The organism is Spirosoma pollinicola (assembly GCF_002831565.1).
In the GTDB taxonomy this organism is placed as follows: domain Bacteria; phylum Bacteroidota; class Bacteroidia; order Cytophagales; family Spirosomataceae; genus Spirosoma; species Spirosoma pollinicola.
On sequence record NZ_CP025096.1, the window covers coordinates 3,917,787 to 3,944,548 of the forward strand.

Consider the following 26,762-nt stretch of genomic DNA (forward strand, 5'->3'; position numbering starts at 1 on the left):
CAATTAATTGATAAATCAATCCTGTTTCCTGTGCAGCCCACTCGTTTGCCGTCGTTTTCAGACCACCTCAGAAATTACACCATTGCGTTTTACCAGACCCAGCGAAACGCGTTTGTGATCATCATTACGCTGCTCCTTTCGCTGTATATCCTGACCGTTCCCGATCAGGCGTCCGATATGATCAATGCCGTTATTGACGACGGTGTTTTCCATAGTCTGTTCCAGTATATTCTGCTGAGTACGTTTGTCTGGAGCTGGATCGTATATGGCTGTACCCGCATGATCCTGCATATTTCGCCCGTTGGGCTTCGACTCAACAAAGAATGTGATTTGCTGCTGCGGTGGCTCCCTAAACTTGGTGGCGTTATTCCGGCTCTGATTCTGGCTTATGCGTTCTGGAAATCCGACCGCTGGCAGCCGTATTTGCTGATACTCGAAAGCGGCCTGATGCTGACGCAGTTTCTTTTGGCAGAACGTTATCTACCCGTTTTTAAACTACCCGAACAATGGCGGTTCTCAGACCGATACACCAATTTTACGCAGGATGTCCGGGCACTTTGGCGGCATCCGCTCGGTCGGCTGGTTATCCGAACCGGCGTCATCCTGACCCTATTTCTGATCGCGCTGTTCAGTCTGCCTGTCGACTGGGGTTTTGCCCAGCGATTGCGCCCTACGGCTATTATTATTTTCGGTATCACGATGTACACCTTTTGGGGAAGCGTTGTGGTATATTTCAATGACTACCGCTACCGGCCCCTCGTGCTCATGATGGGCGCGTACCTGGTTGTGGTCAGTGCCTTCAACGATAATACGTCCGTTCGGCAGGCAACGGGAAAATCGGGGCCCCCCATTTGGCAGCGCCCTTCGGTTGAGGCTCATTTTGCCCAATGGGTAGCCGCCCGTCGGCAGGAAGATGGCGACACGATTCCGCTGGTGCTGGTAGCGGCCGAGGGTGGCGGCATCCGCGCCCTGAACTGGACCGCCGAGACGCTCATTCGGCTCGATTCTATCATTCCGGGGTTCAGTCGGCATGTGTATGCGCTGAGTGGCGTATCGGGTGGGGGCGTTGGCACGGTTTTCTACACGGCGTTTCTGCGTGATGTGGCCGAACGGGACAGGAACAACCGATTCGAGCAGTTTCGGAAGGTGATTCGGGATGATTATTTGTCGGGGGTGTCGTCGGCGCTGCTGTTTCCAGAGTCCGTACAGCGGCTCATTCCCGTGCCCTTACCGTCGCTGGAACGCGCCAAATGGCTCGAAGATTCTTGGGCGGCTTCTTACCACAACAACCTGGCGTTATCCACGCTCGATTCATCCCTGACGCAGTTATACCAGACACCTACAGGCTACGATTACAACCTGCCTTCGCTGTTACTGAACGGAACCCTGGCCGAGTCGGGGCAGAAAATCATTACCTCGAATCTGCAGCTCGACCCGCGGTATTTTAAAAATGTGGTTTCGACGCTGGATGTGCTTGGCGCCGACGTGCCGCTTAAAACAGCGGCCTCTCTGTGCAGTCGCTTTCCTATCGTCACCAACGGCGGGCTGATTCAGAAAGACACGCTTGTTGGCAATGGCCGAATTCAACAGTATGGCGGCCATGTTGTCGATGGCGGCTATTTTGATAATTCGGGTGTTGAGACTTGCATTCAGTTGTTGAACAACCTCGTTCCGTCCATTCGGCGGATGGACACTGCCCGACGAATTACCGTTATTCCGTACATTCTCTTTATCCAGAATAGCAATACGATTGGCAGTCTGCCGCAAAAGCGGTCTATTCTTCAGGAAGTGCAAATCCCGTTGCTGGCGTTTTTTAATGCCTGGGACAACGGCTCCACCACCCGCGACAATATGTTCAACTCGTTTATGGATCGGTTTACCAACCCAAAAACCAACTACCTCACCCTGCGACTGGCCTACAACGAAAAGTATCCGCTCGGCTGGTTCATGTCCGACAGCGTAGCCCGGAACATCGGCCAGCAGGCCAAAGACTCGATCAGTCTGAAGAATAAAGAGTTGGTAAAACTTAAGGGAGCATTTAGGAGATTAGGCGTAAAACGGGTTGTGAACTGAGTCTAAGTAACCTCCATTCCCTTCCATCAGTCAGGCTCCGGCATTGGCACACCCGCTTTTACATCTACATTGTGGTAGGAGACGATTTTCCAGCCATCGGTTTCTTGGGCGATTACCTGTAACAATCGGGTGACAAGGCGTCCTTTAGCATCGAGTGACGTACCGGGGGGAGGCCCTTTCATAAGACCTGAAATCCAGCTAAGCGTTTCGACAACAGCCACATTTGGCCGAATAAACTTCAGTGAAACAACTTTTTGGCGCATGGTTGTTTTGCTAAATACCGTTTTAAAAATCTGGTCATGCCTTTCCAGAAACGTGGCATGTCCCGTAAAAAACGCACCCATGATGTTGGTAAATGTGCCTCCCTGAGCAAACTGCTTTGAATAAGCGACCGCATCTCCATTATTCCAGGACGTTGTTTCATCCTGTAGAATAGCCTGGATAGCGGCCGTGTCCGATTTGGTTTGGGCGTACACCTGTCGCGTGAACAGCATGACAGTAGAAACCAGCGTAATTTTTATCAGTAAAGCAACTTGCATGATTTTCAGCGTAAAAGGTAGAGAAGTGGTAAGCTATACAATGTCATCGTTGAAACAGCATATTGTTGATTCATTGGTCATTAATCTTCTCTATCCACTCTCTATCCGGTATTCTTTTAGGTGAACAGGTAATAAACAGATACACCGAAACGCTGGTCCGTCGTACTTTAGCTCCTCAAACAACCGTTTGTTTCCAGCATGAACCTCCGCATCAACGGCCGCATCTGGCTTGAAACACTGTCAAACGACACGTCCGAACGCTTTATGGGTATCGGCCGACTGGAATTGCTTGGTCATATTCAGCAAACGGGCTCCATCAATAAGGCGGCCAAAGCCATGAATATGTCCTACAAACGGGCCTGGGAGATGGTACATTCCATGAATACGCAGGCCGATTCTCCATTGGTAACAACCCAAACCGGGGGCGAAAAAGGCGGTGGCACGATCATTACCGCCGAAGGCGAAAAATACCTCACCTACTACCGGGGTTTACAGGAACGCTTTCAAAAATTCCTGACTGATGAGGTGGCGAATTTGCCTTGACAGAAGCGTATTGACAGGTGTTTTTGGTTTACTGGTAATGCTTAAAATACCCATTTAGTCGGATCTATAACTGGCAGGGGATAATCTATACCCAGCCGTACGCCGTAGGCTTCCTGTTGGGCGAGACTCAGGTTCGAGACAAGGTGTACAAGACTGCCCGGTACCTGCGCTAATTCGGGGAGCCAGTGTTTTACATAGTCGCCCTGTTCATCATAGCGGGTTGCCTGGCTGTATATGTTGAAATAGCGCGGTTGGCTACCCCCGTTTTGTCGCGGGTCATTACCTACCCCCGCCACATAATTCCAGTTACCCCAGTTGCTGCACGGGTCATAATCAATCAGTCGACTTTCGAAATAAGCTGCACCCCATGTCCAGTCGATGTCAAGGTCTTTTACCAGAAAGCTGCTCACGTTCTGACGTCCCCGGTTACTCATAAACCCGGTTGTGTTCATTTCCCGCATGTTGGCATCAATAAACGGGATACCTGTCTGGCCATTGGCCCACTTTAGAAACAGGTCTTCATCGTGCTGGTATTTTTTGCTGAGGTCATGCTTGATACCACTGCTTTTGAAAATGCGGGTACCATACCGAAGGGCTACAAACCGAAAGAAATCGCGCCACAGTAACTCGAAAACCAGCCAGTAGGTCGACTCGTTGCGAACCCGCTCGCTTTCGTACCGCTTCAGCTCAGTATAAATCTGGCGGGGCGACAGGCAGCCGTGTGCCAGCCAGGCTGAGAACTTACTCGAATAATCTTCGCCCAGTAGTCCGTTACGTGTTTCTTTATAGGTCGCGATCAAATCAGTTTGCCACAGGTACCGGTCGAGTCGGTCGAGAGCCGTGGTTTCGCCCCCTTTAAACGGCACCGACCGACGCGAATCGGGTTGTAATGCCAGGATTTGATTCTGTTCGTCAAAGCCAAGGGTCGTTAGCGTTGGCATTTCGCCAGGCAACACATCGGGTGCTAGTCTTATGGTTTTGGGTGTCTCGAAAACTGGTCTGATTTCAGCACTTTTTTCGATCTTATTTCTGAACTGCGTAAATACATCGGGTAGACGCGAAATCTCGAACGGCAAATCCCGAACGTGGTAAAGGGTGCTCATCCAGAACAGCTTGAGGTCGATATTGAGCGGCTTGAGTTTAGTGCTCAATTTCGATTCCACGTCGGTTTCTTCCTGCGTAATTTCTTTGCTGGTATAGACGGCCGATGCGTCGATTTCGACGGCGATTTCTGCCAGCACATTGGCGGGGTTTCCAACGCGCACAATGAGATCAGCTCCTTTGCGCTGAAGCGATTGACGTAAATCTGCAACGCTTTCGAGTAGAAAGTTAGCCCGGAATACATGCATTTTGGAAATTCCCAGCCGAGGGTGTGGCGTAAACCAGCGCGGGTCAAATACGAATACGGGCAGCACCTGGTCGGCGTTTTCAAGCGCGCGAACGAAGCCTTCGTTATCATGCAGACGGAGGTCATTTCGGAACCAGTAGAGAATGCGATTCATTCTGAAAGAGTAAACGGTTATCTGTTACTAATGAATGAGCAGGCAATCTTGGTTCATTTGTGGTCAATAATTATAGCCGTTTCTTGTCGTGGAGTAGGAGATGCATAACCCTGAAAGAACTGACTGTGGCTAATCGGGGGGTAACACTCTGGTAAGGATGACGGGCCTGTACCAGTCAACCCCGCCGGGGCTGGTCATGAGCGGTCAGGCTATGCTGGTCCGAGGGCTACGCCCCGGTTAACCAGAGTCAACCCCTTTGGGGTTGTTCGCTATTTTGTTGTAATGCGTATCGTTTTGTTTTTGGTATCTACATCCATACGATTGATTTTACTGGGATCGAGGTCGGTTATATCCTGCTCAGTAACTTTCTTTCCATCAATCAAAAATGTGTTTATACCTTTAAAAGCAGTCTCATTTTTATCCAGCTGAAAATTAATCGGCAGGTTATACTGAACGTTGACAAGCTGGCCATTCTGTTTGGCTGGCGTCCAGTTAGGCATGCTGTTGACAACCCGAATGGCTTCTTCATCAGCGCCGTACCCAATACCTTTAAGAAGTTCGACATTAGTAATTTCCCCTGTTTTCGTAACGATGAACCGCACGAATACACGTCCTCCAATATTCGCTTTTTGTGCGGCTTCGGGATATTTAAGGTTCTTCTCCATGTAAGCACCAAGCGCCTTCATGCCGCCCGGGAACTCTGGTTGCTGTTCAACCACCGTAAAAACTTCTCCATCTACTTTCGCTGTTTTTCGAGCTGAAGACTGCGCTAAGGTCGTAATGGTTTGATCCTGCTCCGATTGCGTACACATTGTCAATAGAGCCGCTAAAGGCAGGGCCAGGGCGTAACTGAGCAGCGCCCGGCGAGGTGTTTGGGGTTTTTGTAACATAACGATGCGTTGTTTAAGCGTTGATTTAGAGACAAAAGGGGTGGTCAATGCGGCTGATGGTATATCCAGCGCATAAGCCACTAATTGCTGGGCATAGGTAGGTTCATTGGCCGACTTATCAGCCAGAAATTCGTGTACTTCCTGCAAGGCGTGTTTGTAGAGCCACAGGACCGGATTGAACCAGAAAATGGCCTGCGCTACTTCCACAAACAGCACATCGGCGGTATGTCGCTGGCGAATGTGCGCTTCTTCGTGGCGCATCAACGCACCGGGCCGGGTAAGCGCATCGGTTTGATTGAGCACCAGATAAGACCCAAAGGAGAACGACGGTGTTGAGTTGTCGGATAGCTTCACGAGCGTATAGTTTCCCTTATGTTCTGCTGTACCTCGCTTAATGAGAGCCAGCACCGACCGTACGTTTATACCTAGCCGAACGAGCATAACGACTACGCCAAAGCCATAGAACAACCAGATCCATTGTGCTGTCGTTAAGCTATCGGTTTGTGCCGGTTGAGACGCACCGACGACGAAGGTTGGCAGTGTGATGACACCCACAGACAGGGCGTCTGTTGTACCGTTCGGTATGTCGACGAACGGAAGTAACAAAGACAGCGTCATTGAACCGAGCAAATAGGCTCTGTTCATCCCGAAAAATGTATTCCGTCGTAACAGTAACCCGTAACAGACGTAAAACAGCAGCAGGTACAGGCTGGCGGTTAGAAAATAGGGTAGTTCGTTCATAACGTTTTGTGTTTAAGCTGAATAATGACCACACCTTTGTCGGCTTTTTCGCCATACTGAACCCTGTACTTTGCAATGGTCCCGGCATCTTTAAAGACCTGGATCGACTCAATATCATTTGAGTTAACATCGCCAATGCGCTCCACTTGCTTTGTGCCGTTTACCAGAATCAGGTCAGCTTTGCCGCCGGGTCCGTTTATGGCCGGAACCGTAATGGTATAGTGACCCGGTGCAGAATACTGGGCTTCATTCGTATGCTTTGCAGGTTGAACCGACGTCGTCCGGTGTTTTACAGGTTGCTTTTTGAGCGAGTCTGCCGGAGTGCCTGACCGTATTGGTCCGTCGATAAACGAGGTCGCCATTGACTGAGCGGGCCGGCTAACCAGTAATGAAATCAGTACTAAAGATGCCGACATTAGCAAAAAAGGGCGCATCAAGCTGGCGATTGTCATTTCGTTTTAGTGGTTATAAGTATGACGCCATTTTTGCCTTTTTCGCCGTAAGCGCCTGCTGACGCACCTTTCAATACCGTGACGTTTTCAATTTTATTTGGGCTAATCTTGGCCATGCCAGCCTTATTAGCCTCAATGCCATCAATAATATATAGTGGATCACCAATACTGAAACCGGTTGTTCGAATGTTGACAGACTCTCCCGGCTGTTTAAGGGTATCGGGTAGAGGCATTGAATACCGCTGTTTGCTAGCAGTAGCGGCATCGCCGTAAAGTGCAAAACGGCTGTTTTTGCTATTGTTAACAACGAAATTCAGTTGTTTTGATGAATCCGGTTTCGGTGTCAACTGACCTGTTCGCTTATCCTCTCTCTTTTCGAGCGCAAACTGAATGGGAATAACGTGTTGTGTAGCTACCGATTTCCCGTTTTGCTTTCCCGGAAGCCAGCGCGGCATTTGTTTTACAACGCGCAGGGCCTCTTCATCACAGCCGTTGCCAATTCCTTTTTTTACTTTTGCCGAACCAATGGCTCCGGTAGATAATACGGTAAACTGTATTAATACTTTTCCCTCAACCCCCGCAGCTTTAGCTTTTGCCGGGTAGTGGAGCGTATGAGCAACATACTGCATCAACCCCGGAATGCCCGTTGGAAAAACAGCAGGCTCTTCAACAGCCGTGAATACCTCTCCGTTAATGGTTTCCGAAGAGGGCGGTGTTCGCACCGGCATAGACGGATTTGGTTTTATAGCTTTATAAACCGCTGTTGCGCCCATAGTTGGCAATTCATCGGGGTCGGTGGGAGCCAGAGAAATATTGACCTTTGTCCGACCGCTAAGGGCTACAAATTGTATTTTATACCCTGTAAAGCTAGCGGCAAGCGACTGACCTGCCAGCAGCCCGTTAAGTGTGTATCGGCCTTCTGAATCAGTGGACGTACCCTTGTTTGTTCCTACGACAACAACATTCGCGCCTATTAGAGGCTTTCCATCCGTGCCTGTCACCTTCCCCGAAACGGTAATGGATTTATCCGTTACTTGACTCACCACAGATACAATCTCTTCCCGCGCCGTGGTCATCGCCAGCAGGCTAATTGCCAGTGGCAGCACCAGCATATATTTTCCCAACGCCCGGCGATTGGTAGTTTTCTGATGCAGCATCTGAATACGCAGTTTAAGCAGCGATGGGTTAAAGAAACCGTTGGTGAGTGCATCGGGCTGTAAACCAAAGGTGTAGGCAACCAGAAAGCGGGCATACTCATTAGGCTGACTGGCTTCTTTATCGGCCAGGAATTCGTGTACCTGCCGCAACATTCGCTCAATGAGAAACAGCGTTGGGCAAGCCCAGAAAATAGCCTTTATAATACCCAATCCGAGTACATCGGCGCTATGCCATTGCCGCACATGCACCAGTTCATGCCGGAGAATAAGGCCGTTCTGCGTATCGGCCGGATTGAGGATAATGTAATTGAAAAACGAGAATGTTGGCAGCGTCCCATCATCAGGCTGCACCAGTACATAGCTGTCCTGCACCTGCCGGGGCGACCGACGAATCAACCAAAAAAGCCGACCAATTCGTATGCCCAGACGTATCAATAAACTCAGGCCAACGAATCCATAAAACCACAGGCCAATCTGTTCCCAGTCAGCGCCGGGGTTAATTTGCTCAGGTGCTTCTACCACCGAATAATCTTGAGTAGGGGTTATGGGTAATGCGATAACGCCTACCGGTATTGGCAGGGTCTCTACCGTTTCGCTGGGTAACGTAACCAGCGGCAGTGTCAATGACAGCACAACCGATGCTACGAGATAAGCCCGGTTCAGCGTGAAAAACGTATGTCGGCGCAAAAACAGCCAGTAGCAGCTCACAAACAGCAAACCGTAGAGGTTCGCTTTCAGCAGATAGTCGAGCGTATTCATTGGTCTTTCTGTTTGTTAAGGAGTTTGATAATTTCGTCGGCTTCGTTCAGGCTGATGTTCTTGTCCTGTACGAAGAAGGATACCAGTTTTTTGAGCGAATTATCGAAGTAGTTCGCCATTAATTGCTCAGTCTGAAAACGGCGATATTCTTCTTCCGAAATAAGCGGATAGTACTCGTGCGTTTTGCCGTAAGCCGTGTATCCGACCAATCCTTTTTTCTCCAGAATACGGATGATGGTCGAGACTGTGTTGTAAGCGGGTTTGGCTGGCAATCCCGATTCATCGTTACGGCCCGTTTCCGGTAGTTCAGCCAGCACATCTTTCACGAAGCCTTTTTTGAGTTGCCAGAGCACCCGCATAATCTCTTCTTCAGCCTTTGTTAATTCGCGTATCGACATGAGGTACAGTAGCTTATTGATTCTGATCGAAATGTATGACTAATGATTTAGTTTTACAACTAATTTATTAGTTATTTTTTGGACTTATGAAAAAAGCCCTTTCATAAGCAGGAAAGGGCTTTGCGCTGTGTTCGTACCCGACAGCATCTTGCTGTCGAGCCGTCAGGCTAAGAAAGCAGTTGTATAGAATGCCAAACGTGCCGGACCGACCCGCGCCAGCAGGTTTGGCTTAACGGTCCGACAGCAAGATGCTGTCGGGTACAACTAACTATTTAAACAACGGCGCGTGAATTTTCTGCAATGTTTCAACAGGAATCTTGATGACTTCCCGGTCGTAGGTGAGTAAGCCGTTTACTTCGCCTTCTACATCTGTTGTTTGGGTGTAAACAGCTGCCGACAGAGCCTGCTTCTGATAATACTCCACGATTTTGGCGTATTTTTTCTGATAGGCTTTCAGCACAGCATCAGCCGATTGATAGGTCTGATAGCCCCAGTTACGCATTTCGGGATTCCAGAGGTGCCCCTGAACCGGCCAGCCAATACCGCCAAATTCGCCAATAACAACGACACGATCTGTTTTGGGTGTGGGTGCGTTGGGTTCTTCTTCGTACGTGTGTATATCGTAGAAATCGCCTGCACCGAGGTCGTTCCAGCCGCTACTGGCGTTCACGGTGCGGCTTGGGTCGAGCGCTTTTACCCAGTCGGCCAGACGTTTGTTGTCGTACTGTCCCCAGCCTTCGTTATGCACCACCCAGGTAACAATGCTGGGGTGATTATGCAGCCGGTTCATCATCCGCCGCAGTTCCATTTCAAATTGCTCTTTCCCTTTCGACCGGCGAATTGGCTCTGTCTGGTCGCCGGGAGATTCGTTCTGGCCTTCCAGAAAACCTGATGGCATGTCCTGCCAAACCAGGATTCCGAGTTTATCGCAGAGGTAGTAATAGCGCTCGGGTTCAACTTTAATATGCTTACGGAGCATGTTGAAGCCAGACTTTTTGAGAAAGTCAATCTCGAACGTCATGGCTGCGTCCGATGGGGGCGTTAGTAAACTACCGGGCCACCAACCCTGATCGAGCGGGCCATTCTGAAACACAAATTTGTTGTTCAGCAGCAACACCGGCTGATTGGCAACAGGCCCTTTACCCATCGAAATCTTCCGCATGGCGAAGTAGCCCGTAATAGCATCGAGCGGGTTACCCGTTACTGTAGCACTGGCAAAGGCTTTGTTCAAAACATCATCCTGACGCGAACGTTTGTTACGGGGCGTATCGCCGAAGGGGTCAGTAACGGTCACTAGCTCCGCTTTTATGTTATATAGAAACGGACTATCGGGCGACCAGAGTTTAGGGTTCCTTAGTGTCAGATAGGCAGTTCTTCCGGCGCGGACCAATGTAGTGGCTACCGCTTGAGAGCCGTCTAAGGCCGTGAGCCGGATAGCTGTGGTGTAATTATTGGCGGGTTTATCGAGCAGTACGTCCACCCGGACGCGCCCCGAATCCAGTTCGGGCGTTAGTTTGACTTCTTCGATGTAGGTCTGTTTTGGCACGGGCTCCATCCAGACTGTTTGCCAAATGCCCGACACAGGCGTGTACCAGATGCCATTCGGGTTCATCAACTGTTTGCCGCGAGGCTGTTCGCCCGAAGAGGTGGGATCGGTAACGCCCAGCACCAATTGATTCTGCCCGTCTGTCAAATAGTTGGTAACGTCGAAACTAAATGCATCGGAACCACCCGTATGCGAACCCACTAGCCCGCCGTTAACCCACAAATTACATTCATAATCGACTGCCCCAAAATGAAGCAGTACCCGTTGTCCGGCCCAATCGGTGGGAATTGTGATTGTACGACGGTACCACAAACGTTGGTCGTCCGTAAGTGCTTTGTTGACTTTGGATACGGTCGATTCAACACAGAACGGCACTAGAATCTGACCCTGAAAAGCGGTCGGCTGCGGGGTCGATTTTGGTGTGATAGCGTAGTCCCACATACCGTTCAGGTTTTGCCATTTCTGGCGCACCAGTTGCGGACGAGGATATTCTCGCCATGCGTTTTCGGGTGTGAGTTGTTTTTCCCAGCGGCTCATGATGGGTGCCGACCGGGGTTGGTTTGAGGCTGGCGTTTGGGCGTAAGTAAGCACCGGAGCCAGAAGGAGGAGTAAAGAGAATAAAAGTTTAGGCGTTTTCATACTTAATAGGTTTGTTGCTGTTTTACCACCGGCACCGGCCGCCCGGCCCAACCCCCTCCTAAAACAGGAGGGGGTTATGCAGAGGGGTCGTCTTTTTAAAGCCCCCTCCTGTTTTAGGAGGGGGTTGGGGGTGGTAAATTTGGGTGGTAAACTATCTTACTTACTCAGCTTCCCTTCCAGCATTTTGATATAATACCCGCCCACGACCGAACGGGCCTGAAAACCAACCTGTTTGGCGTTGGTTGTTTCGTGCCAGTCGGAGAGGGGAACCCGCGTTGGGGTCTCGTTGACGTATTTCCAGACGGGTTTAATGAATTCTTCAAAATCCCGGTCCGATTTGGCGAGCGTGGCTGTCCATACGATCCAGTCCGATTTTGTGTACGTTTTGCGGCTGTCCAGAGGTAGTCCGTAGGGCTTTTGCTTTGTCAGATAATAGGCTATCTCCGTTTGGGAGACCTCTTTGGGAAACACCCCGAGATCCAGCAGCTTATCCCAAACCAGATTATATTTCTGACTCCAGCTATCGCCCTGATTTTCGAAGGTCAAGTCGTAGTGTTCTTTCTGGGAAGGTGTTTTGTCGAGGGCGAGTTGCTGCCATTTAACGGCCATGTCCCGCGCTGTTTTCAGGTAAGCCTGTGCTGTAGCTTTATCACCCAACTGAGCGGCCATTTGCCCATAAGCGGCAATGCCCAGAATTGCTTTGACCGACAGGTTTGCATTTCGGGCAATATGTCCGGCGAAGTCGTCGGTGCAGAGCTGGTTGGCCGGGTCGAAGCCATCCTTTTTGAGGTACTCAACCCAAGTTGTCAGGGTTTTCCAGTGTTCTTTCGCGTAGTTGGCGTTACCCTCTGCCCCGCTTATGGCGCCCGCCAATAGAAGCATATTACCGCACTCTTCAACGGGCATGTCTTCGCCGTAGGTCTGGCCATTAGCCAGTGGATAGGTACCCACGTCATGGGCCGCAAACGGTTTTTTCCAACGCCCACTCTCCGAATACTGGAAGATTGGTTCCATCATACCTTTCAGCAGGGTAGGGTTGTAGAGCAGAAAAAGTGGTGCTGAAGGGTAGGTTATATCCACCGTGCCGATGGAACCGTTGGAGAAATTCTCCTTCGACAGGAAAAGCGTTTCTCCCTTAGGACCAGCTACAATCTTATGGGCCGCAATTGCCTGCCGATAAGCCAGCTCGCACAAATCGGCATACTCTTTGCCGCCTGCTTTACGCGCATCGGAACGGAGTTTGCTGTCGAATTTGTCGCACTTTTCCCGCAGTCGATTATAGTCCTTCTCGGCAGTTTGCAATAGGCTGATCATTGTTGTTTTCTCATCCCGACGCCACCACGGACGCAGGTTCTGCTTGAAATACTGCACCGAATACAGGTCGTCATACGCCAGCATCAGGTGTTTTTCGGCAGGTTTCGATACGTTACCGAAGTCGAGTACACTGGCTACGGCCACATCGACAGCCGCGCGGGGCTTGTTGCCCGGTACGGTCGCCTTATTATCGGTGGGTAGCTGGCCATTCGTGAGGAACGCCTGTTTCAGGCCCGGTGCCATGCCATTGCCTGTCTGGTTGCCGTTTTCCTGCGGAACGGCCAGATACGCGTAACCCCAGTCGATCCGCACGTTGTCGCCCTTTTTGGCCAGAACGGGCTGCGCTTCGGTTCCAACGCTCTGGTAAATCAGGCCGGGTGCCTGTCCGGCTTTCATCACAACTTCCTGTCCAACCGTGTTGGTTGCTAGGGTGCCGGATTCGCTTAGAAACACCTGCACCGAATGGGGTTTGCGATCCTGCGAACGAACCTCGAAGGTAATGTACGTAATAGGGCGGGCAACGACTTCAAGTTCGTCCAGCAACAGGGGCGACATGAAGTTTACGACCAGATTCACCGGCCCTACGCTAAAGGTGTAATTCGTTTGCGTTGCCGATACCGTCACGCCCGTTTGGGTCGCCGTAGTAATTGACGAGGTAGTGACCGGATTAACGATGCCGACGTCGATAAACGAGCCGCCCCGAGGGCTTACGCAGTGAACGGCCAGTATGTTTTTGCCTTTTTGCAGTGCTTTCTGACCCGCAGCGGATAGCGGCAGGTAGGTGTATTCGTTAATATAGTCGGGCTTGTCGAGGATTTTGGTGCCGTTCAGGTATACGACCACATCATCGTCATGATTGATGGATAAGAGAAGTTTTGACGGGTCAGCTTTGCCATCGTAGGTGAACTCCCGCCGGTAATAAATCCCGTCTTTCATGGCCGCCGACTCACTATTTGTCCACTTGGTTTTAGCCTCGGGTGTATCGCCAAACGGGCCTTGCCCTGATTGCCAGCTACTGGCGTTAAAATCTGTCTTCTCCCAACCGGCACTGGGTTTTTTCAAGGTGTACTGAGCCGGATAGGATTTTGATTCGCCTGTTGAGGCAATCTGCTCGTAAGTTGTGGGGACAGCACCCAGAAACTGATACGCTTTACCGTCAACCCGCACAATTCCTTCCAGCGATTGTGGTTTGCCAGTCCAGTGGCGGGTGGGCGAATCGGTCAGCTTATCCGTTGTGCTCCAGACGCTGAAGTAAGGGTCATGCGTAATAAGCGGATAAGCAGGCGGACGAAGATTCTGGGCAATTGACTGCCCAAAAAAGAGGGAAGTGAGTAGGGTAATCGAAACGCAAAGGGCCGATTTTTTTTGCATTGGGACTATTGGTTTGCGGATACAACGAAAAACATCCACAACATAAACCATATCTCGCTCAACCTTTACTTATCGAGACCACGAATTACGTGTTGTCAATTGGATTCTTTCGTGCGGTACTTTTTCCCGACGACGATGATACTGATGGCTGAATGTCGGGTAGATGCACTTGATTTGATTCTTATGGAATACAATTCCTAAACGCTCAAACGCCTACTTTTTTTCAATGAAAAAGCTATTCATACTAGCCACGGCTCTGCTGCTGGCTGGATCGGCAACTCAATTAATTGCCCAGCAAATTTCGAAGGAAGAGCTCATCTTCCTGACCCCCGACTGGAAAGGCGAACGTTTTCCCGACGGACGCCCGAAAGTGCCGGACGCTATTCTGAAACGCATGAGGCTGGTGACTCAGGAAGAAGCCTGGTCGGTGATGAAAGGCGAAAAATACCGCTACCAGTTTGCGGGCGACTGGCAAACGATCAACCCCGATAGTGTGCTGGTGGGGCGGGCACTCACGGCTACCTTCATGCCCGGTCGGCCGGATGTACACCGGGTAACGGATGAGAAAGGACATACCAAAGACGGTCGGATTAAATCACAGAATGCGTGGCCAATCGACATGCTTGTGAAAGGGGATGTGTATGTTGTAGATCAGTTCGGGATGCACGAAGATGGCCCAACCATTGGCGATAATCTGGGCAATTCGATTTATGCCAAAACGGGCAACGGCATTGTCTACGAAGGTGCTGTTCGCGACGTGGCCGGATTGAAGGAAATTGGTGGATTCACGTCCTATTTCCGCAGTTATCACCCATCGCATCACAATCCCGAAGGCGATCTGAATACAACGTTGGTAGGCATCAACCGCCCTACGCGTATTGGGAGAGTGATGGTGATGCCGGGCGATGTGGTGCTGGGACGCGATGGGGGCGTGGCGTTTATTCCGCCCCATTTGGCCGAAAAAGTGGTAAAAACGTCGGAGATTATCCGGTTGCGGGACATGTTCGGGCATTTACGGTTGCGCGAGCAGAAATACACGCCGGGACAGATTGACACACGCTGGTCGGATGAAATTGAAAAAGATTTCTCGAAATGGCTCAACGACCACGTTAGCGAACTCCCCGTTCCAAAAGAGCAAATTCAGGAATTTCTTAAAACCCGAACCTGGTAATTCGTACCAAACAGCTTCTAGCTGTTTGTGGCTATCTACTACAAACAGCTAGAAGCTGTTTGGTACAGAGATCACATCACACGCAAACACCTTTTCCTTCTAAATCATGACAACTTCCCGTCGATCTTTTCTTACCAAAGGGGCTATTGCCAGTGCTTTGGCGGCTACCTCATTATCCAGTTTCGGCGAAGGACTGGAAACGGCCGTTCATAACGCTCCTTTGTCTTCGGCTCCATCCGACCTGAAAATCACTGATATCAAATGTGGCTATACGCGGGGTGGACATAGCCTGTTCGTGAAAATCCATACCAATCAGGGTATCTGGGGCTGTGGCGAAGCCGTCGATGCGTCGGTGGGAACGTATCATCTGGTGAAATTGATGGGCGAGCGCATTAAAGGCAAGAGCCCGCTCAACGTTAACCGCCTGTTTGAAGACGTTCGGAAGTCGGGCTTCTTTGAAGGGGCTCAGGCGGGGATGTATATTTCTGTTTTATCGGCTGTAGAAACAGCCCTCTGGGATTTGACTGGCAAAGCGCTCGGCATGCCCGTGTATCAATTGCTGGGTGGTAAATTCCGGGATAAGATTCGGGTTTACTGCGACACCGGCGCTTATCGAGAAACCGATACCAGTGCTGAAGCCTTTGGTAAAAGTGCTAAAAAAGCGGTAGACATGGGTTTTACGGCGGTAAAGTATGACATCGACGAGCGCAACGACCCGAATAAATACGACGCTTACAACTGGACCGCCAGTCAGGGTGAACTGGAACGGATGTATAACCAGATTGCCGGTGTCCGGAAAGCCGTTGGCCCAAAGATTGACATTTGCGTTGACATGCACGGTAAATACGACGTAACAACGGGTCGACGTGTTGCCAAAATGATGGAGCCGCTAAACCTGCTGTTTCTGGAGGAGCCTATCCCCGCCGAAAACCCGGAAGCCTACCGCCAAATTCGGGAAGCGTCGAATACGCCCATCTGCGCAGGAGAGAACCATTATCTGGCGCATGGTTTCCGCAAACTGCTCGAAATAGGGGCTGTCGACATCATCATGCCAGATCTACAGAAAGCGGGTGGACTTGGTGAAGCGCAGCGCATCGCCAATCTGGCCAATCTGTACTACGTGCCGTTTGCTCCACATATGGTAGCGTCCTATCTGGGTGCCATGGCGTCGAGCCACGTATGCGCGTCGGTACCTAACTTCCTGATTCTGGAGTGGCAGATTTATTTCCACGAGGAGCCCATGTTCAAGGAAATCGTCACGTTTGATGGGCCGATGGTCGAGAAAGGATTCATCCCGTTATCAAATAAGCCGGGTATTGGCGTCGAAATCAATGAGGAAGGTATGCGGAAATACGCTCCGAAAGACGTGCCCTTTTTTGTGTAAATGTGCCCGGATTTTTAACGCCAGATGATATCTTTAAATGTTTGCCCTGGTAAGCGGTCGGATCAAGGGATCAAATGCGGTAAATAATGTGGATAAACGCGTGCCATTGAGCGCTTAAAATGTGGATAACCCTGTTCGTATGTGGATAACCTTCGTTATGTCGTCAGATACATTAACTACGACACAAGTCTGGTGTCATTAACTTTCCTGCAAGCAGGTTATTGATCTGAAAATGAAACTATATAGGGTGGCCATGCGCCACCCTATTGTTTTTATAGTAGTCCCGTAAGCAGTAAGTAAATGGGACTGTCGCGTTTTAAGAGGGTCTAGTTGACTGATTCATCCCTCACCCTAATCTAACACGGAACATTGACGCCGAAATCCACTCCCGTACCAGCCACATTCAGGGGTTCTGATACGAACTCACTGATGAAGCAGACAAACTATCGCTGGGTAATTGTTGCGTTGCTCTTTTTTGCGACAACGATCAACTATCTCGACCGACAGGTGATTAGCTTGTTGAAGCCAATTCTGGAAAAGGAATTCTCCTGGACAGAGTCCGACTACGGCAACATCGTAACGGTTTTTACTTTTTTCTACGGGGCCAGCACCCTGCTTGCGGGCTATATTATTGACCGGGTTGGTACCAAACTTGGCTATATCGGGGCTATTCTGGTCTGGAGTCTGGCGGCTATGGGCCACGCTTTGGCCGGTAGTACATTTGGGTTCATGATTGCCCGTGGTTTTTTGGGCATTGGTGAGGCCGGTAACTTCCCTGCCTCGATCAAGACCGTTGCCGAGTGGTTTCCAAAGAAAGAGCGGGCACTGGCGGTTGGTATTTTCAACGCCGGAGCGAATATCGGGGCTGTGGCGGCCCCGGCTATTGTACCCTGGCTGGCACTTGTTGCGGGCTGGCAAACAGCCTTTATTGCTACCGGTGCCTTGGGGTTTCTATGGATTGTAGCCTGGTATTTACTCTATGAAATTCCGAGTCGGCACAAAAACGTTAATGAAGCCGAACTCGCCCATATCACGCAGGAAACGGCTGCCGAATTCGCTACGGCGGGTGATGCCGCTACCGTAAACTCGCCCGATGGTGTAGCCATCAAATACCCTATTTTTGCCAATAAAGCCATCTGGGGCTTCATGAGTGGCAAACTCCTGACTGATCCAATCTGGTGGTTTTTCCTGTTCTGGTTACCATCCTATCTGGCCAACATCTACCACCTCGATCTAAAAAAACTGGGAGCTCCACTAATTGTCATTTATCTGGCGGCAACAATTGGCAGCGTAGGGGGTGGTTGGCTTTCCTCCATGCTGATTCGTAAGGGCTGGCACCCAACAAGAGCCCGCCAATGGTCTATGGCCTTATTTGCCATTTGTGTAACGCCCGTCATGCTTATCAGCCAGATGAACAGCATGTGGCCGGTTATCGGCATTTTATCGCTGGCTGTGGCGGCTCACCAGGCCTGGTCGGCCAACATTTTTACGGTAGCTGCCGATCAGTTTCCGAAGCAGGTAATTAGCCGGGTAGTTGGGTTAGGCACAATGGCTGGAACCCTCGGTGGAGCCGTTTTCCCGTTGCTGGTCGGTCGTATTCTGGACCATTACAAATTATTGGGAAACCTGTCGGAGGGTTATTACATCATTTTCTACATCGCTGGTTTTGCGTATCTGGCCGCCTGGACAATGCTGTATATTTTTGTGTTCAGTCGGGTGAAAGCTCGTTCATGATGGCGCGAACGTCTTCGTTCGTGTCAGTTATGAACCGGCCTCTGGCCGATTGTCTATTACTTACTTCCGGCCAGAGGCCGGTTTATAGTCGGCACGAACGAAGACGTTCGCGCCATCTTTCTTAGCCATGAAAAACCGTATAAACCTGTTCCAGCTTTGCCAGTTAATGGCCTGGGTGATTGTTGGTTTGTCTATGCACAACGCCAGTGCCCAGGCTCCCAATTTTCAGAAAATGACGCCCGACGAACGGACGGCTTATATGAATAAAATGCGGGAGGCCAGTCAGGACGATTGGCAGAAGATGATGGACAAGCTCAATCTGAAACTGCCCACATTGCCGCCCCCCGCCGATGATTCCAAACGCCCGCAGCAACTAAAGCCCAAAGAAGGTTCGAATAACTGGTTCGACGAAGCCGGAAATAATCACGTTCGGTCGGGGTGGGGGATTTGGACAAACTACGATGAAGCCAAAGCAAATAACTATAAACTGCCTGACCCCCTAACGTTGAAAAGCGGCAAGCCCGTAACAACGGCAGCTATGTGGTGGAAACAGCGTCGGCCCGAAATTCTGAATGATTACCTGACGGAGATTTACGGGAAAACACCCACAAATACGCCTAAGGTAACGTTTGTATCTACCGGAACGGATAGTACCGTTTTAGCGGGCAAAGCCATTCGGAAAATGATCCTTGGCAGTATTGATAACACCCGCTATCCATCGATAGCACCGAGTATTCCGGTTACGTATTACCGGCCGGTCAAAGCGTCGGGTAAAATTCCGTTGATGGTGATTGTGTGGGGATCATTTCCGCAGCCCCTGGCCAACATCGAGAAACTAATTGATGCCGGTTGGGCCGTTGCAATGGTGAATACGGGTGCTATTCAGGCAGATAATGGTGGTGGTTTGCATGAGGGTATCATCGGACTAATGAACGGCGGCAAAGACCGCCAACCCGATGAGTGGGGCGTGTTGGCCGCGTGGAGTTGGGGCCTGAGCCGGGTACTTGACCACTTTGAAAAAGACAACGCCATCAATGCCAAACAGATCGGTATTCAGGGACATTCGCGCTGGGGCAAAACGGCCATGCTGGCTGGTGCACTGGACCCGCGTTGGGCCATCGTTTTCTCCAGTTGCTCGGGCTCGATGGGGGCTTCGTTAGAAAAGCGAAGCTGGGGCGAAACGATCGACAACGTAGCCGGTTCGGGCGAATACCACTGGATGGCAGGCAACTTCCTCAAATATGGCGGCAACTGGGCCGCTATGCCCGTTGATGCCCACGACCTGATAGCGCTCATTGCCCCTCGTCCGCTGTTCATTACGGGTGGCACGAAAGATAGCTGGGCTGATCCCAAAGGCGAGTTTCTGGCCTGCGTTGGAGCAAGCCCGGTTTATAACTTGCTCGGTAAAAAAGGCGTCGGAGCCACCGAAATGCCCGCGCCCGATGTGTCTCTGATCGATGGTGAACTGGCGTTCCGAAATCACGAAGGGGGCCATGTCGACTCTCTCGACTGGCCGATTTTTCTGGAGTTTGCGAGGAAGGAGTTGAAGTTATCCCCTGTTCAAAAGTAATCGTTGGCTGTACCCACGGGCTTCAGCCCGTGATTGAATTACTATAATACACGGGCTTCAGCCCGTGGGTACAACCACGAACCGTCATGTGATCAACCAAACAAGAAGTAGAGTAAAAATGGGAATGTTACAAACGATGCGGTGGTTCGGCGAATCCACGCTGGGCGCAAATGATCCGGTTTCGCTGATGGATATTCGGCAGGCGGGTTGTGCGGGGGTGGTTACGGCACTCCACCAGATTCCGGTGGGCGACCTGTGGACGGTTGAGGCCATAACTGAGCGCAAACAGCTTGTTGAAGCGGGCAATCAACAATACTCGCCCTTGCAATGGGCCGTTGTTGAGAGCTTGCCGGTTCACGAAGACATTAAAAAAGGTCGGCCAACCCGCGACGGATATATCGAGACATATAAACAGTCGATTCGAAACCTGGCGGCTTGTGGCATCAAAACGATTTGCTATAATTTCATGCCCGTACTGGACTGGTCGCGCACGAACCTCAATTACGAAATGCCCGATGGCTCACGGGCACTCCGGTTTGTGTGGGAAGACTTTGCCATCTTCGACCTGTGTATCCTCAAACGCCCCGGCGCCGAAGTCGATTACGAGTCCGAAATCAGCGAGTCGGCTCACCAGAAATTTAGCCGAATGACAGATGGGCAGATTGCCGAATTGAGCAATATTGTCCTGCTGGGTTTACCCGGCTCCGAAGAAGCTTTCACGCTCGATACTTTTCAGGGATTATTGAACGAGTACACCACCATTGGCGATGCCGAACTGCGACAGAATCTGTATTACTTCATTCGGCAGGTAGCCCCCGTGGCGCAGGAAGTAGGCGTCAATCTGTGCATCCATCCCGATGATCCGCCATACCCATTGCTTGGTTTACCCCGCGTAGTCAGTACCGAAGTCGATTTGGCGCAATTGATGGCCGCCTGTGACGTAACAGCTAACGGCATTACATTCTGTACCGGTTCATTAGGCATTCGCCGGGATAATGATTTGGCTGGTATGATTCAGCGATTTGGCGAACGGATTCATTTTATCCATTTACGCACAACGAAACGCGAAACGGCTGGTACGTTGAAGCGGCCCGGTAATTTTTACGAAGCCGACCATCTGGCGGGCGATGTCGATATGTATGCCGTCGTGAAAGCCATTGTGCTGGAACAAAAACGGCGTGAACAGCAGGGTATCGGCGAAACATCCATTCCCATGCGCCCCGACCATGGCCACCAGATGCTCGACGATTTACACAAAAAAACGTACCCCGGTTATTCGGCCATTGGCCGGTTGCGCGGACTGGCCGAAATCCGGGGGTTGGAAATGGGAATCGAGCGAAGTTTGTAGTGGAATAGACTCTGGCGCGGGTATTTACCCGCGCCAGAACCCTGCTGAAAATGAAACGAATACTACTCTGTCTATTATTTATTAGTCATCTGGCCTCCGCAGACGACGGCTATCGCCTATGGCTGAAATACAACCTTATTAAAGACGTGCCCAAACGGGAAGCTTATGCCCGTTCGGCGCAGTTCATCGCGTTAACTGGCACAAGCCCGATTCTGAAATCGGCCGCCGAGGAATTGCAAACGGGCTTGCAGGGCTTACTGGGAAAGACGGTTCCCATTATCGCCAATGCCGGCAATCGGACGGGAGGTATTGTTCTGACGAACGCTTCGGGTGCTGATGTACAGACGCTGACAAAGGAAGGGTATAAACTCGCCAGCCGGAAAGGAAGCAATATTACGGTTTCGGGTAAAACCGACTCAGGCGTATTGTATGGCGTTTTTGCGCTGCTTCGGCAACTGCAAACGGGGCAGGCAATAGACAACCTTTCACTCGCCGGCAATCCCAAAATTCAATACCGACTTCTCAATCACTGGGACAACACCAACGGCACCATCGAGCGCGGATATGCCGGTGAATCGCTCTGGAAATGGTATGAATTACCCGCCACCGTTGACCCGCGCTACCGCGATTATGCCCGTGCCAACGCGTCGCTGGGTATCAACGGAACGGTTGTCAACAACGTCAATGCCAGCGCTCGCTTTCTGACTGCCGAGTACATTGAAAAAGTTGCCACTTTAGCGAACGTGTTCCGCCCGTATGGCATACGAATTTATTTGTCCGTTTATTTCCCGGCTCCCAAAGTTATTGGTGGACTAAAAACTGCTGACCCGCTCGATCCGGAAGTGAAGAAATGGTGGGCCGACAAAACCAACGAAATTTACAAACTCATCCCTGATTTCGGTGGCTTCCTAGTGAAGGCCAACTCCGAAGGCGAACCCGGTCCACAGGATTACAGGCGAAACCATGCCGATGGGGCCAACATGCTGGCTGAAGCCTTAGCGCCTTACGACGGTATCGTGATGTGGCGGGCCTTCGTCTACAAAGCCGACCCTAAGTCGGATCGTTTTAAAGCTGCTCATGAGGAATTTACCCCTCTGGATGGCCAATTTGACAAAAAAGTGATTGTGCAGGTAAAGAACGGGCCGATTGATTTTCAGCCCCGTGAACCCTTTTCGCCCCTGTTTGGGAATATGCCCAAAACACCCCTGTCGATGGAGTTTCAGGTCACGCAGGAGTACACTGGTTTTGCGACCCATTGGGTATATGAAGCACCGATTTTTAAGGAATGCCTGGAGACCGATACCTATGTAAAAGGCAAAGGCTCTACTGTTGCCAAGGTGATTGATGGTAGTCTGCACCAGTACACCATGACAGCCATTGCGGGGGTAGCCAACACGGGTACCGACCGCAACTGGACCGGTAACTCAATGGCTCAAGCCAACTGGTACGCCTATGGGCGACTGGCCTGGGATCACACCTTATCGTCGGAAAACATTGCCGACGAATGGGTGAAGATGACGCTCACCAGCGAGCCAAAAGCCGTGAAGACGATTACGGATTTGATGATGCGGTCAAGGGAAATTTACGTCGATTACAACACACCTTTGGGACTATCACGGCCGTGGTCGGGTGTGCATTTTGCGCCCGAACCCTGGCAGGAAAAGAGCGTTCGCCCCGACTGGACAGCCATTTATTACCACCGGGCCGACTCCATCGGGCTCGGCTTCGACCGAACTGCAACGGGCAGCAATGCCCTGGCGCAGTACCGGCCAGAAGTGCAGAAGCAGTGGAACAACCCCGAAACCTGCCCGCTGCCCTATCTGCTCTGGTTTCACCACGTACCCTGGACAAAGAAGCTAAGCACCGGCCGAACCCTTTGGGATGAACTCTGCACTCGTTTCTACACCGGCGCAGACTCTGTAGGCTGGATGCAAAAGCAGTGGGCACAGGTGGAATCGGCCGTTGACCCGGTTATTTTTGCCGACGTAACGGGCCGACTGGCAACCCAGCACAAAGAGGCCATCTGGTGGCGCGATTCGTGGGTGTTGTATCTGCAAACCTATTCAAAACAACCCATTCCAGCCCCGTTCAAGAAGCCAGACCGGACGTTGGAGGATGTGAAAGCCTTATCCGAAATTTATAAATTACGCTAGTGGAACAACTACAAAATCAATCCGTTTTCTCGCTCGATGGTAAACTCGCTCTGATTACAGGCGGTGGTAGTGGTATAGGCTTCGATATTGCCCGTTGTATGGTGCAGGCTGGTGGCCGTGTCGTCATAACCGGTCGGAGGGAGCTACCCTTACAGGAAGCTATTGCTCAGCTGGGCGAGCGGGCGCATTATATGGTCAACGACGTAACCGAACGGGCGTTGCTGGACGACCTCGTCGAACGCATCGAAACCATGTACGGCCCCATTGACACGCTGGTCAATAATGCGGGAATTAATATGAAGAAACCCGCTTTAGAAGTTACTGATGAAGATTTTGACCGGATTGTACATACCAATCTGAACTCAGTTTTTAGCCTGACCCGGGCCTGTGCCAAACGGATGATGGCCCGCCAACGGGGCTCTATTATCATGATCTCGTCGATGGCAGCCTACTATGGTATCGACCGGGTAGCTGCCTATGCGGCCTCAAAATCAGGGGTCGAGGGGATGGTGAAAGTGCTGGCATCGGAGTTTTCGGGCAACGGTGTTCGGGTTAATGCTATTGCGCCGGGCTTCATCGAAACGGCCATGAGCAAAACGGCAATGGGTGGCGACCCCGACCGCTTTGCCCGCGCCATGCGCCGGACCCCGATGGGTAAATTTGGTCAACCCGAAGACATTGGCTGGGCTGCCGTTTTCCTGGCGTCCGAAGCGGCAAAGTACATTACAGGCGCTTCATTGCCGGTCGATGGGGGTAATTCGATTGGGTTTTAGTTATACGATGGTGTCATGTTTAAAGACATGATACCATCGTATGAAAGTCGACTGGTATCACTCTAAGAATTGTTCTGCAAGAATTCGTTCGACAGTTTGCCTGAGCGGGTCTAATTTTTGGGTTGTAATATCCCATAGCAGTTCAAGGTCGATACCAAAATATTCATGCGTGACAAAGTGGCGAAAAGCAATGATTTTTCGCCATTCGGTTTCAGGAGCCGACTCTTTAAGCGGCACAGATAAATGATTAGCCGCTTCACCGATTATTTCCAATTGTCGTTCAAGCGCAAAACGAAACATCGGTTCCTCATAAAGAGATTATTTAGAGCGATCTGCTACGAATTCGTCAACGTAGTCAATCGCCTGGAGCATATGTAATAATCGAGCTTTATCGTCAAGCAGCCTTCTCATAAATTAATTGCTTTTCCTGATCAATAAAAGGCTTTATAAAAGGTGAAAGGCCATTGGCACTAACCAAATCAACGGTCATGTTCAGCAAGGCTGAGAGTTGTTCCTGCATATCTAAAAACTGATAAAAATCAGCGCCCTGTTCATAATCAAGTTCAACTAAAATATCAATGTCACTATCTTTCGTTTGTTCACCCCGAGCCGCTGAACCAAATAAATAAGCGCGTTTTACGGGCTGGTTTCGAAAATACGGTATGAGTTGAGGAAACATAGCTGACATGGTTTAGTAGAATGGAAAGTTATCAGAATAAGTCCAGTTTGCCAATTCCACTGAAGTCGACTCGTGGGAAAGTATAAGACAACAAGAAGGGCATATTATGAAGTTGTGAAATTTTAGGCCGTAACATCGGCAAAACAAGGTCGTGTACTTACTTTGGGGTTTCTTTATATGCTATGCAACGACTCACCACTCAATACATACTTCTCGGCATTTTTCCACTTGTCTTCCAGGTAAGCCTGGCGCAAACCAAGCCCAAAAAAGCTTTGTTTGTTATTGTCGATGGTATTCCGGCTGATGTGATTGAAAAGCAAGCCACACCAAATCTAAAAGCCATTGCCAAAGAAGGAGGGTATGCACGAGCTTATGTGGGTGGGCAAAAAAGTACGTATTCTCAAACCCCAACCATCTCGGCGGTGGGTTATAACAGCCTGCTAACGAGTACCTGGGTGAATAAGCACAATGTGTGGGACAACAGTATAAAAGCTCCGAATTATCAGTACTGGACGATTTTTCGCTTCTTCGAAAAACAGTATCCGCAAAAGAAAACCGCCGTTTTCTCTACGTGGCTCGACAACCGTACCAAGCTCATTGGCGAAGACCTGCCCCAAACGGGTCACCTTCGAATCGATTATTCATTCGATGGACTTGAGCGCGATACCCTGCTTTTTCGGCACGATAAAGAGTCGGAATATATCCATCAAATTGATGAGAAGGTTGTGAATGAAGCGACCCGTTACATCCGCGACGAAAGCCCTGATCTGACCTGGGTCTATCTCGAATATACCGACGATATGGGGCATAAATACGGCGATAGTGAGCAATTTTATAAAGCCGTTAAGATCATGGACGATCAAATGGGGAGGCTGTGGCAATCAATCCAATATCGGCAAAAAACGTTTGGCGAAGACTGGCAGCTGTTCATCACCACCGACCACGGGCGCAGTGCCGATACGGGTAAAAATCACGGCGGGCAGTCAGACCGGGAGCGAAATACGTGGATCGTGACCAACGCTAAAGAACTGAACACTCAGTTTAAAAAGAATACCCCTGCAATTGTCGACATCATGCCAACGATGGCCCGCCACCTGCAACTGACAATTCCTAAAGAACAGGCCTTTGAACTGGACGGTGTTCCGCTCACGGGCAAGCTGTCGATTACGGAACCAGTCGTCAAAAAAGAAGGGCAAAAAATTTCGCTTGGCTGGAAAGCTGTAGAGCCTGAAGGGACGGTAAAAGTCTGGGTCTCCACCACTAACCACTTCGAAGAGGGCAAGCGCGACGACTATACCCTACTGGCCGAAGTACCCGCAAAAAACGAAGCCACAACTATTGATGTATTGGCATTGCCAAAAGGCTTTTACAAAATTGTGTTGGAAGGGCGGTATAATGCCCTTTCGAGATGGATTGTTGACAAGTAGTAGTACCGACCGTCCCGGTCGGCTGAGAAAACCTGTCACGGCCGACCGGGACGGTCGGTACTACTTCACCCGCGTCCAGGTTTTGGATTTCCCCAAAAAGCTAAGCCCCATTACATAGCCTCTAAGATCAATTGAGTTGGCATCCTTGATTGTTACTTCGCAGTTATAGGTTTTGCCATCTTCGGGATTGTAAATCTCGCCATCTCCCCAAATATTGTTGCCTTTGTAGACTAGGTTCGTTACCAGCACAAGGTTCATAAGGGGGCGATTACGCAGTTTTTCATTGGGGTTCTCTTTGTCTACTTTAGGTTTGTTGGTAGCTGGGTCATTGGGTTCCAGCATCCAGACCAGTTTGCCAAAATACTTGTTGCCCTGTTTATAGATCTGAACCTGATTTCTCTTTTTAGAACTAAGCCATTTACCCTCTATTGCATCGGGGCCATCGGACTGGTGTGCGAATGAGGCTACTGAAAAGCAAGTTAGCAGGAGTAGTAAGGTTAAGCGAAACGGGTTCATACGTGAGTGTTTTGGTATATAAACGTACGAAAAAAGGTTTTGTCGATTCCGGTACGATTAAATTTATGATAAACAGGACATCT

21 protein-coding genes are annotated in these 26,762 nt (G+C 50.4%); 10 read left to right on the plus strand and 11 right to left on the minus strand.

From position 1 onward, the window contains the following. Positions 1-30: 30 nt before the first annotated feature. Entirely contained in the window at positions 31-2,073 is a 2,043-nt protein-coding gene (locus CWM47_RS16485; protein ID WP_100989357.1) for a hypothetical protein, read from the plus strand. Between the two features lie 26 nt (positions 2,074-2,099). On the opposite strand, the gene CWM47_RS16490 is transcribed toward CWM47_RS16485, so the two are convergent. Beyond that, positions 2,100-2,612 (minus strand): SgcJ/EcaC family oxidoreductase, encoded by a 513-nt coding sequence (locus CWM47_RS16490; protein WP_100989358.1) that lies wholly within the window; start codon positions 2,610-2,612, stop codon positions 2,100-2,102. A 198-nt stretch (positions 2,613-2,810) separates the two neighbouring features. On the opposite strand from CWM47_RS16490, the gene CWM47_RS16495 reads away from it, so the two are divergent. Continuing rightward, a complete protein-coding gene (locus tag CWM47_RS16495) occupies positions 2,811-3,155 on the plus strand; it encodes a winged helix-turn-helix domain-containing protein (protein ID WP_100989359.1) in 345 nt (114 codons plus the stop codon). 41 nt (positions 3,156-3,196) lie between these two features. Here CWM47_RS16495 and CWM47_RS16500 read toward each other — a convergent pair whose 3' ends face one another. From CWM47_RS16500 to CWM47_RS16530, 7 genes are all read right to left on the minus strand, one after another. Further along, complete coding sequence (locus tag CWM47_RS16500; RefSeq protein WP_100989360.1) at positions 3,197-4,657, minus strand: DASH family cryptochrome; 1,461 nt, start codon at positions 4,655-4,657, stop codon at positions 3,197-3,199. A 269-nt stretch (positions 4,658-4,926) separates the two neighbouring features. After that, positions 4,927-6,288, minus strand: a complete 1,362-nt coding sequence (locus CWM47_RS16505; RefSeq protein WP_100989361.1) for a M56 family metallopeptidase — start codon at positions 6,286-6,288, stop codon at positions 4,927-4,929. Next, positions 6,285-6,740, minus strand: coding sequence for a TonB-dependent receptor (locus tag CWM47_RS16510; RefSeq protein WP_100989362.1), 456 nt, complete (start codon positions 6,738-6,740; stop codon positions 6,285-6,287). Before CWM47_RS16510 ends, CWM47_RS16505 begins: the two co-directional genes overlap by 4 nt. Then, positions 6,737-8,656, minus strand: a complete 1,920-nt coding sequence (locus CWM47_RS16515; RefSeq protein ID WP_100989363.1) for a M56 family metallopeptidase — start codon at positions 8,654-8,656, stop codon at positions 6,737-6,739. Before CWM47_RS16515 ends, CWM47_RS16510 begins: the two co-directional genes overlap by 4 nt. Continuing rightward, a complete protein-coding gene (locus CWM47_RS16520; protein WP_100989364.1) occupies positions 8,653-9,054 on the minus strand; it encodes a BlaI/MecI/CopY family transcriptional regulator in 402 nt (133 codons plus the stop codon). The genes CWM47_RS16515 and CWM47_RS16520 overlap by 4 nt, the downstream gene beginning before the upstream one ends. Before the next feature lie 268 nt (positions 9,055-9,322). Beyond that, positions 9,323-11,239, minus strand: a complete 1,917-nt coding sequence (locus tag CWM47_RS16525) for a glycoside hydrolase family 2 protein (protein ID WP_240625924.1) — start codon at positions 11,237-11,239, stop codon at positions 9,323-9,325. A 156-nt stretch (positions 11,240-11,395) separates the two neighbouring features. Further along, on the minus strand, positions 11,396-13,924 hold the full coding sequence (locus CWM47_RS16530) for a glutaminase family protein (RefSeq protein ID WP_170069432.1): 2,529 nt from the start codon (positions 13,922-13,924) through the stop codon (positions 11,396-11,398). 226 nt (positions 13,925-14,150) lie between these two features. On the opposite strand from CWM47_RS16530, the gene CWM47_RS16535 reads away from it, so the two are divergent. From CWM47_RS16535 to CWM47_RS16565, 7 genes are all read left to right on the plus strand, one after another. Next, positions 14,151-15,095, plus strand: coding sequence for an RraA family protein (locus CWM47_RS16535; protein ID WP_100989366.1), 945 nt, complete (start codon positions 14,151-14,153; stop codon positions 15,093-15,095). Between the two features lie 106 nt (positions 15,096-15,201). Beyond that, positions 15,202-16,479: a mandelate racemase/muconate lactonizing enzyme family protein gene (locus CWM47_RS16540; RefSeq protein WP_100989367.1), complete on the plus strand. Its 1,278-nt coding sequence runs from the start codon at positions 15,202-15,204 to the stop codon at positions 16,477-16,479. A 429-nt stretch (positions 16,480-16,908) separates the two neighbouring features. Continuing rightward, positions 16,909-18,213, plus strand: a complete 1,305-nt coding sequence (locus CWM47_RS16545) for an MFS transporter (RefSeq protein WP_100989368.1) — start codon at positions 16,909-16,911, stop codon at positions 18,211-18,213. 127 nt (positions 18,214-18,340) lie between these two features. Continuing rightward, a complete protein-coding gene (locus CWM47_RS16550; protein WP_100989369.1) occupies positions 18,341-19,783 on the plus strand; it encodes an alpha/beta hydrolase family protein in 1,443 nt (480 codons plus the stop codon). A 118-nt stretch (positions 19,784-19,901) separates the two neighbouring features. Further along, on the plus strand, positions 19,902-21,131 hold the full coding sequence (uxuA, locus tag CWM47_RS16555) for a mannonate dehydratase (RefSeq protein ID WP_100989370.1): 1,230 nt from the start codon (positions 19,902-19,904) through the stop codon (positions 21,129-21,131). Between the two features lie 50 nt (positions 21,132-21,181). Beyond that, entirely contained in the window at positions 21,182-23,284 is a 2,103-nt protein-coding gene (locus CWM47_RS16560; RefSeq protein WP_100989371.1) for an alpha-glucuronidase family glycosyl hydrolase, read from the plus strand. Next, complete coding sequence (locus tag CWM47_RS16565; protein ID WP_100989372.1) at positions 23,284-24,057, plus strand: SDR family NAD(P)-dependent oxidoreductase; 774 nt, start codon at positions 23,284-23,286, stop codon at positions 24,055-24,057. Before CWM47_RS16560 ends, CWM47_RS16565 begins: the two co-directional genes overlap by 1 nt. A 57-nt stretch (positions 24,058-24,114) precedes the next feature. Here CWM47_RS16565 and CWM47_RS16570 read toward each other — a convergent pair whose 3' ends face one another. Together CWM47_RS16570 and mntA are read right to left on the minus strand one after the other, a co-directional pair. Beyond that, positions 24,115-24,357: a HepT-like ribonuclease domain-containing protein gene (locus CWM47_RS16570; RefSeq protein WP_100989373.1), complete on the minus strand. Its 243-nt coding sequence runs from the start codon at positions 24,355-24,357 to the stop codon at positions 24,115-24,117. A gap of 94 nt (positions 24,358-24,451) precedes the next feature. Continuing rightward, entirely contained in the window at positions 24,452-24,736 is a 285-nt protein-coding gene (gene mntA, locus CWM47_RS16575; RefSeq protein ID WP_100989374.1) for a type VII toxin-antitoxin system MntA family adenylyltransferase antitoxin, read from the minus strand. Positions 24,737-24,918: 182 nt separating this feature from the next. Between mntA and CWM47_RS16580 the strand changes: the two genes are divergently transcribed. Further along, on the plus strand, positions 24,919-26,163 hold the full coding sequence (locus CWM47_RS16580; RefSeq protein WP_100989375.1) for an alkaline phosphatase family protein: 1,245 nt from the start codon (positions 24,919-24,921) through the stop codon (positions 26,161-26,163). Positions 26,164-26,223: 60 nt separating this feature from the next. On the opposite strand, the gene CWM47_RS16585 is transcribed toward CWM47_RS16580, so the two are convergent. Next, positions 26,224-26,679: a DUF2147 domain-containing protein gene (locus CWM47_RS16585; RefSeq protein ID WP_100989376.1), complete on the minus strand. Its 456-nt coding sequence runs from the start codon at positions 26,677-26,679 to the stop codon at positions 26,224-26,226. Between the last annotated feature and the right edge of the window lie 83 nt (positions 26,680-26,762).

Excerpts from the sequence above, each read along its gene's own strand:
- CWM47_RS16545 (WP_100989368.1), top strand. The coding sequence starts at position 16,909 with ATGAAGCAGACAAACTATCGCTGGGTAATTGTTGCGTTGCTCTTTTTT.
- CWM47_RS16535 (WP_100989366.1), top strand. The coding sequence starts at position 14,151 with ATGAAAAAGCTATTCATACTAGCCACGGCTCTGCTGCTGGCTGGATCG.
- CWM47_RS16580 (WP_100989375.1), top strand. The coding sequence starts at position 24,919 with ATGCAACGACTCACCACTCAATACATACTTCTCGGCATTTTTCCACTT.
- CWM47_RS16495 (WP_100989359.1), top strand. The coding sequence starts at position 2,811 with ATGAACCTCCGCATCAACGGCCGCATCTGGCTTGAAACACTGTCAAAC.
- CWM47_RS16560 (WP_100989371.1), top strand. The coding sequence starts at position 21,182 with ATGAAACGAATACTACTCTGTCTATTATTTATTAGTCATCTGGCCTCC.
- CWM47_RS16540 (WP_100989367.1), top strand. The coding sequence starts at position 15,202 with ATGACAACTTCCCGTCGATCTTTTCTTACCAAAGGGGCTATTGCCAGT.
- CWM47_RS16510 (WP_100989362.1), bottom strand. The coding sequence starts at position 6,740 with ATGACAATCGCCAGCTTGATGCGCCCTTTTTTGCTAATGTCGGCATCT.
- CWM47_RS16500 (WP_100989360.1), bottom strand. The coding sequence starts at position 4,657 with ATGAATCGCATTCTCTACTGGTTCCGAAATGACCTCCGTCTGCATGAT.
- uxuA (WP_100989370.1), top strand. The coding sequence starts at position 19,902 with ATGGGAATGTTACAAACGATGCGGTGGTTCGGCGAATCCACGCTGGGC.
- CWM47_RS16505 (WP_100989361.1), bottom strand. The coding sequence starts at position 6,288 with ATGAACGAACTACCCTATTTTCTAACCGCCAGCCTGTACCTGCTGCTG.
- CWM47_RS16550 (WP_100989369.1), top strand. The coding sequence starts at position 18,341 with ATGAAAAACCGTATAAACCTGTTCCAGCTTTGCCAGTTAATGGCCTGG.
- CWM47_RS16570 (WP_100989373.1), bottom strand. The coding sequence starts at position 24,357 with ATGTTTCGTTTTGCGCTTGAACGACAATTGGAAATAATCGGTGAAGCG.
- CWM47_RS16525 (WP_240625924.1), bottom strand. The coding sequence starts at position 11,239 with ATGAAAACGCCTAAACTTTTATTCTCTTTACTCCTCCTTCTGGCTCCG.
- CWM47_RS16515 (WP_100989363.1), bottom strand. The coding sequence starts at position 8,656 with ATGAATACGCTCGACTATCTGCTGAAAGCGAACCTCTACGGTTTGCTG.
- CWM47_RS16530 (WP_170069432.1), bottom strand. The coding sequence starts at position 13,924 with ATGCAAAAAAAATCGGCCCTTTGCGTTTCGATTACCCTACTCACTTCC.
- CWM47_RS16520 (WP_100989364.1), bottom strand. The coding sequence starts at position 9,054 with ATGTCGATACGCGAATTAACAAAGGCTGAAGAAGAGATTATGCGGGTG.
- mntA (WP_100989374.1), bottom strand. The coding sequence starts at position 24,736 with ATGTTTCCTCAACTCATACCGTATTTTCGAAACCAGCCCGTAAAACGC.
- CWM47_RS16490 (WP_100989358.1), bottom strand. The coding sequence starts at position 2,612 with ATGCAAGTTGCTTTACTGATAAAAATTACGCTGGTTTCTACTGTCATG.
- CWM47_RS16585 (WP_100989376.1), bottom strand. The coding sequence starts at position 26,679 with ATGAACCCGTTTCGCTTAACCTTACTACTCCTGCTAACTTGCTTTTCA.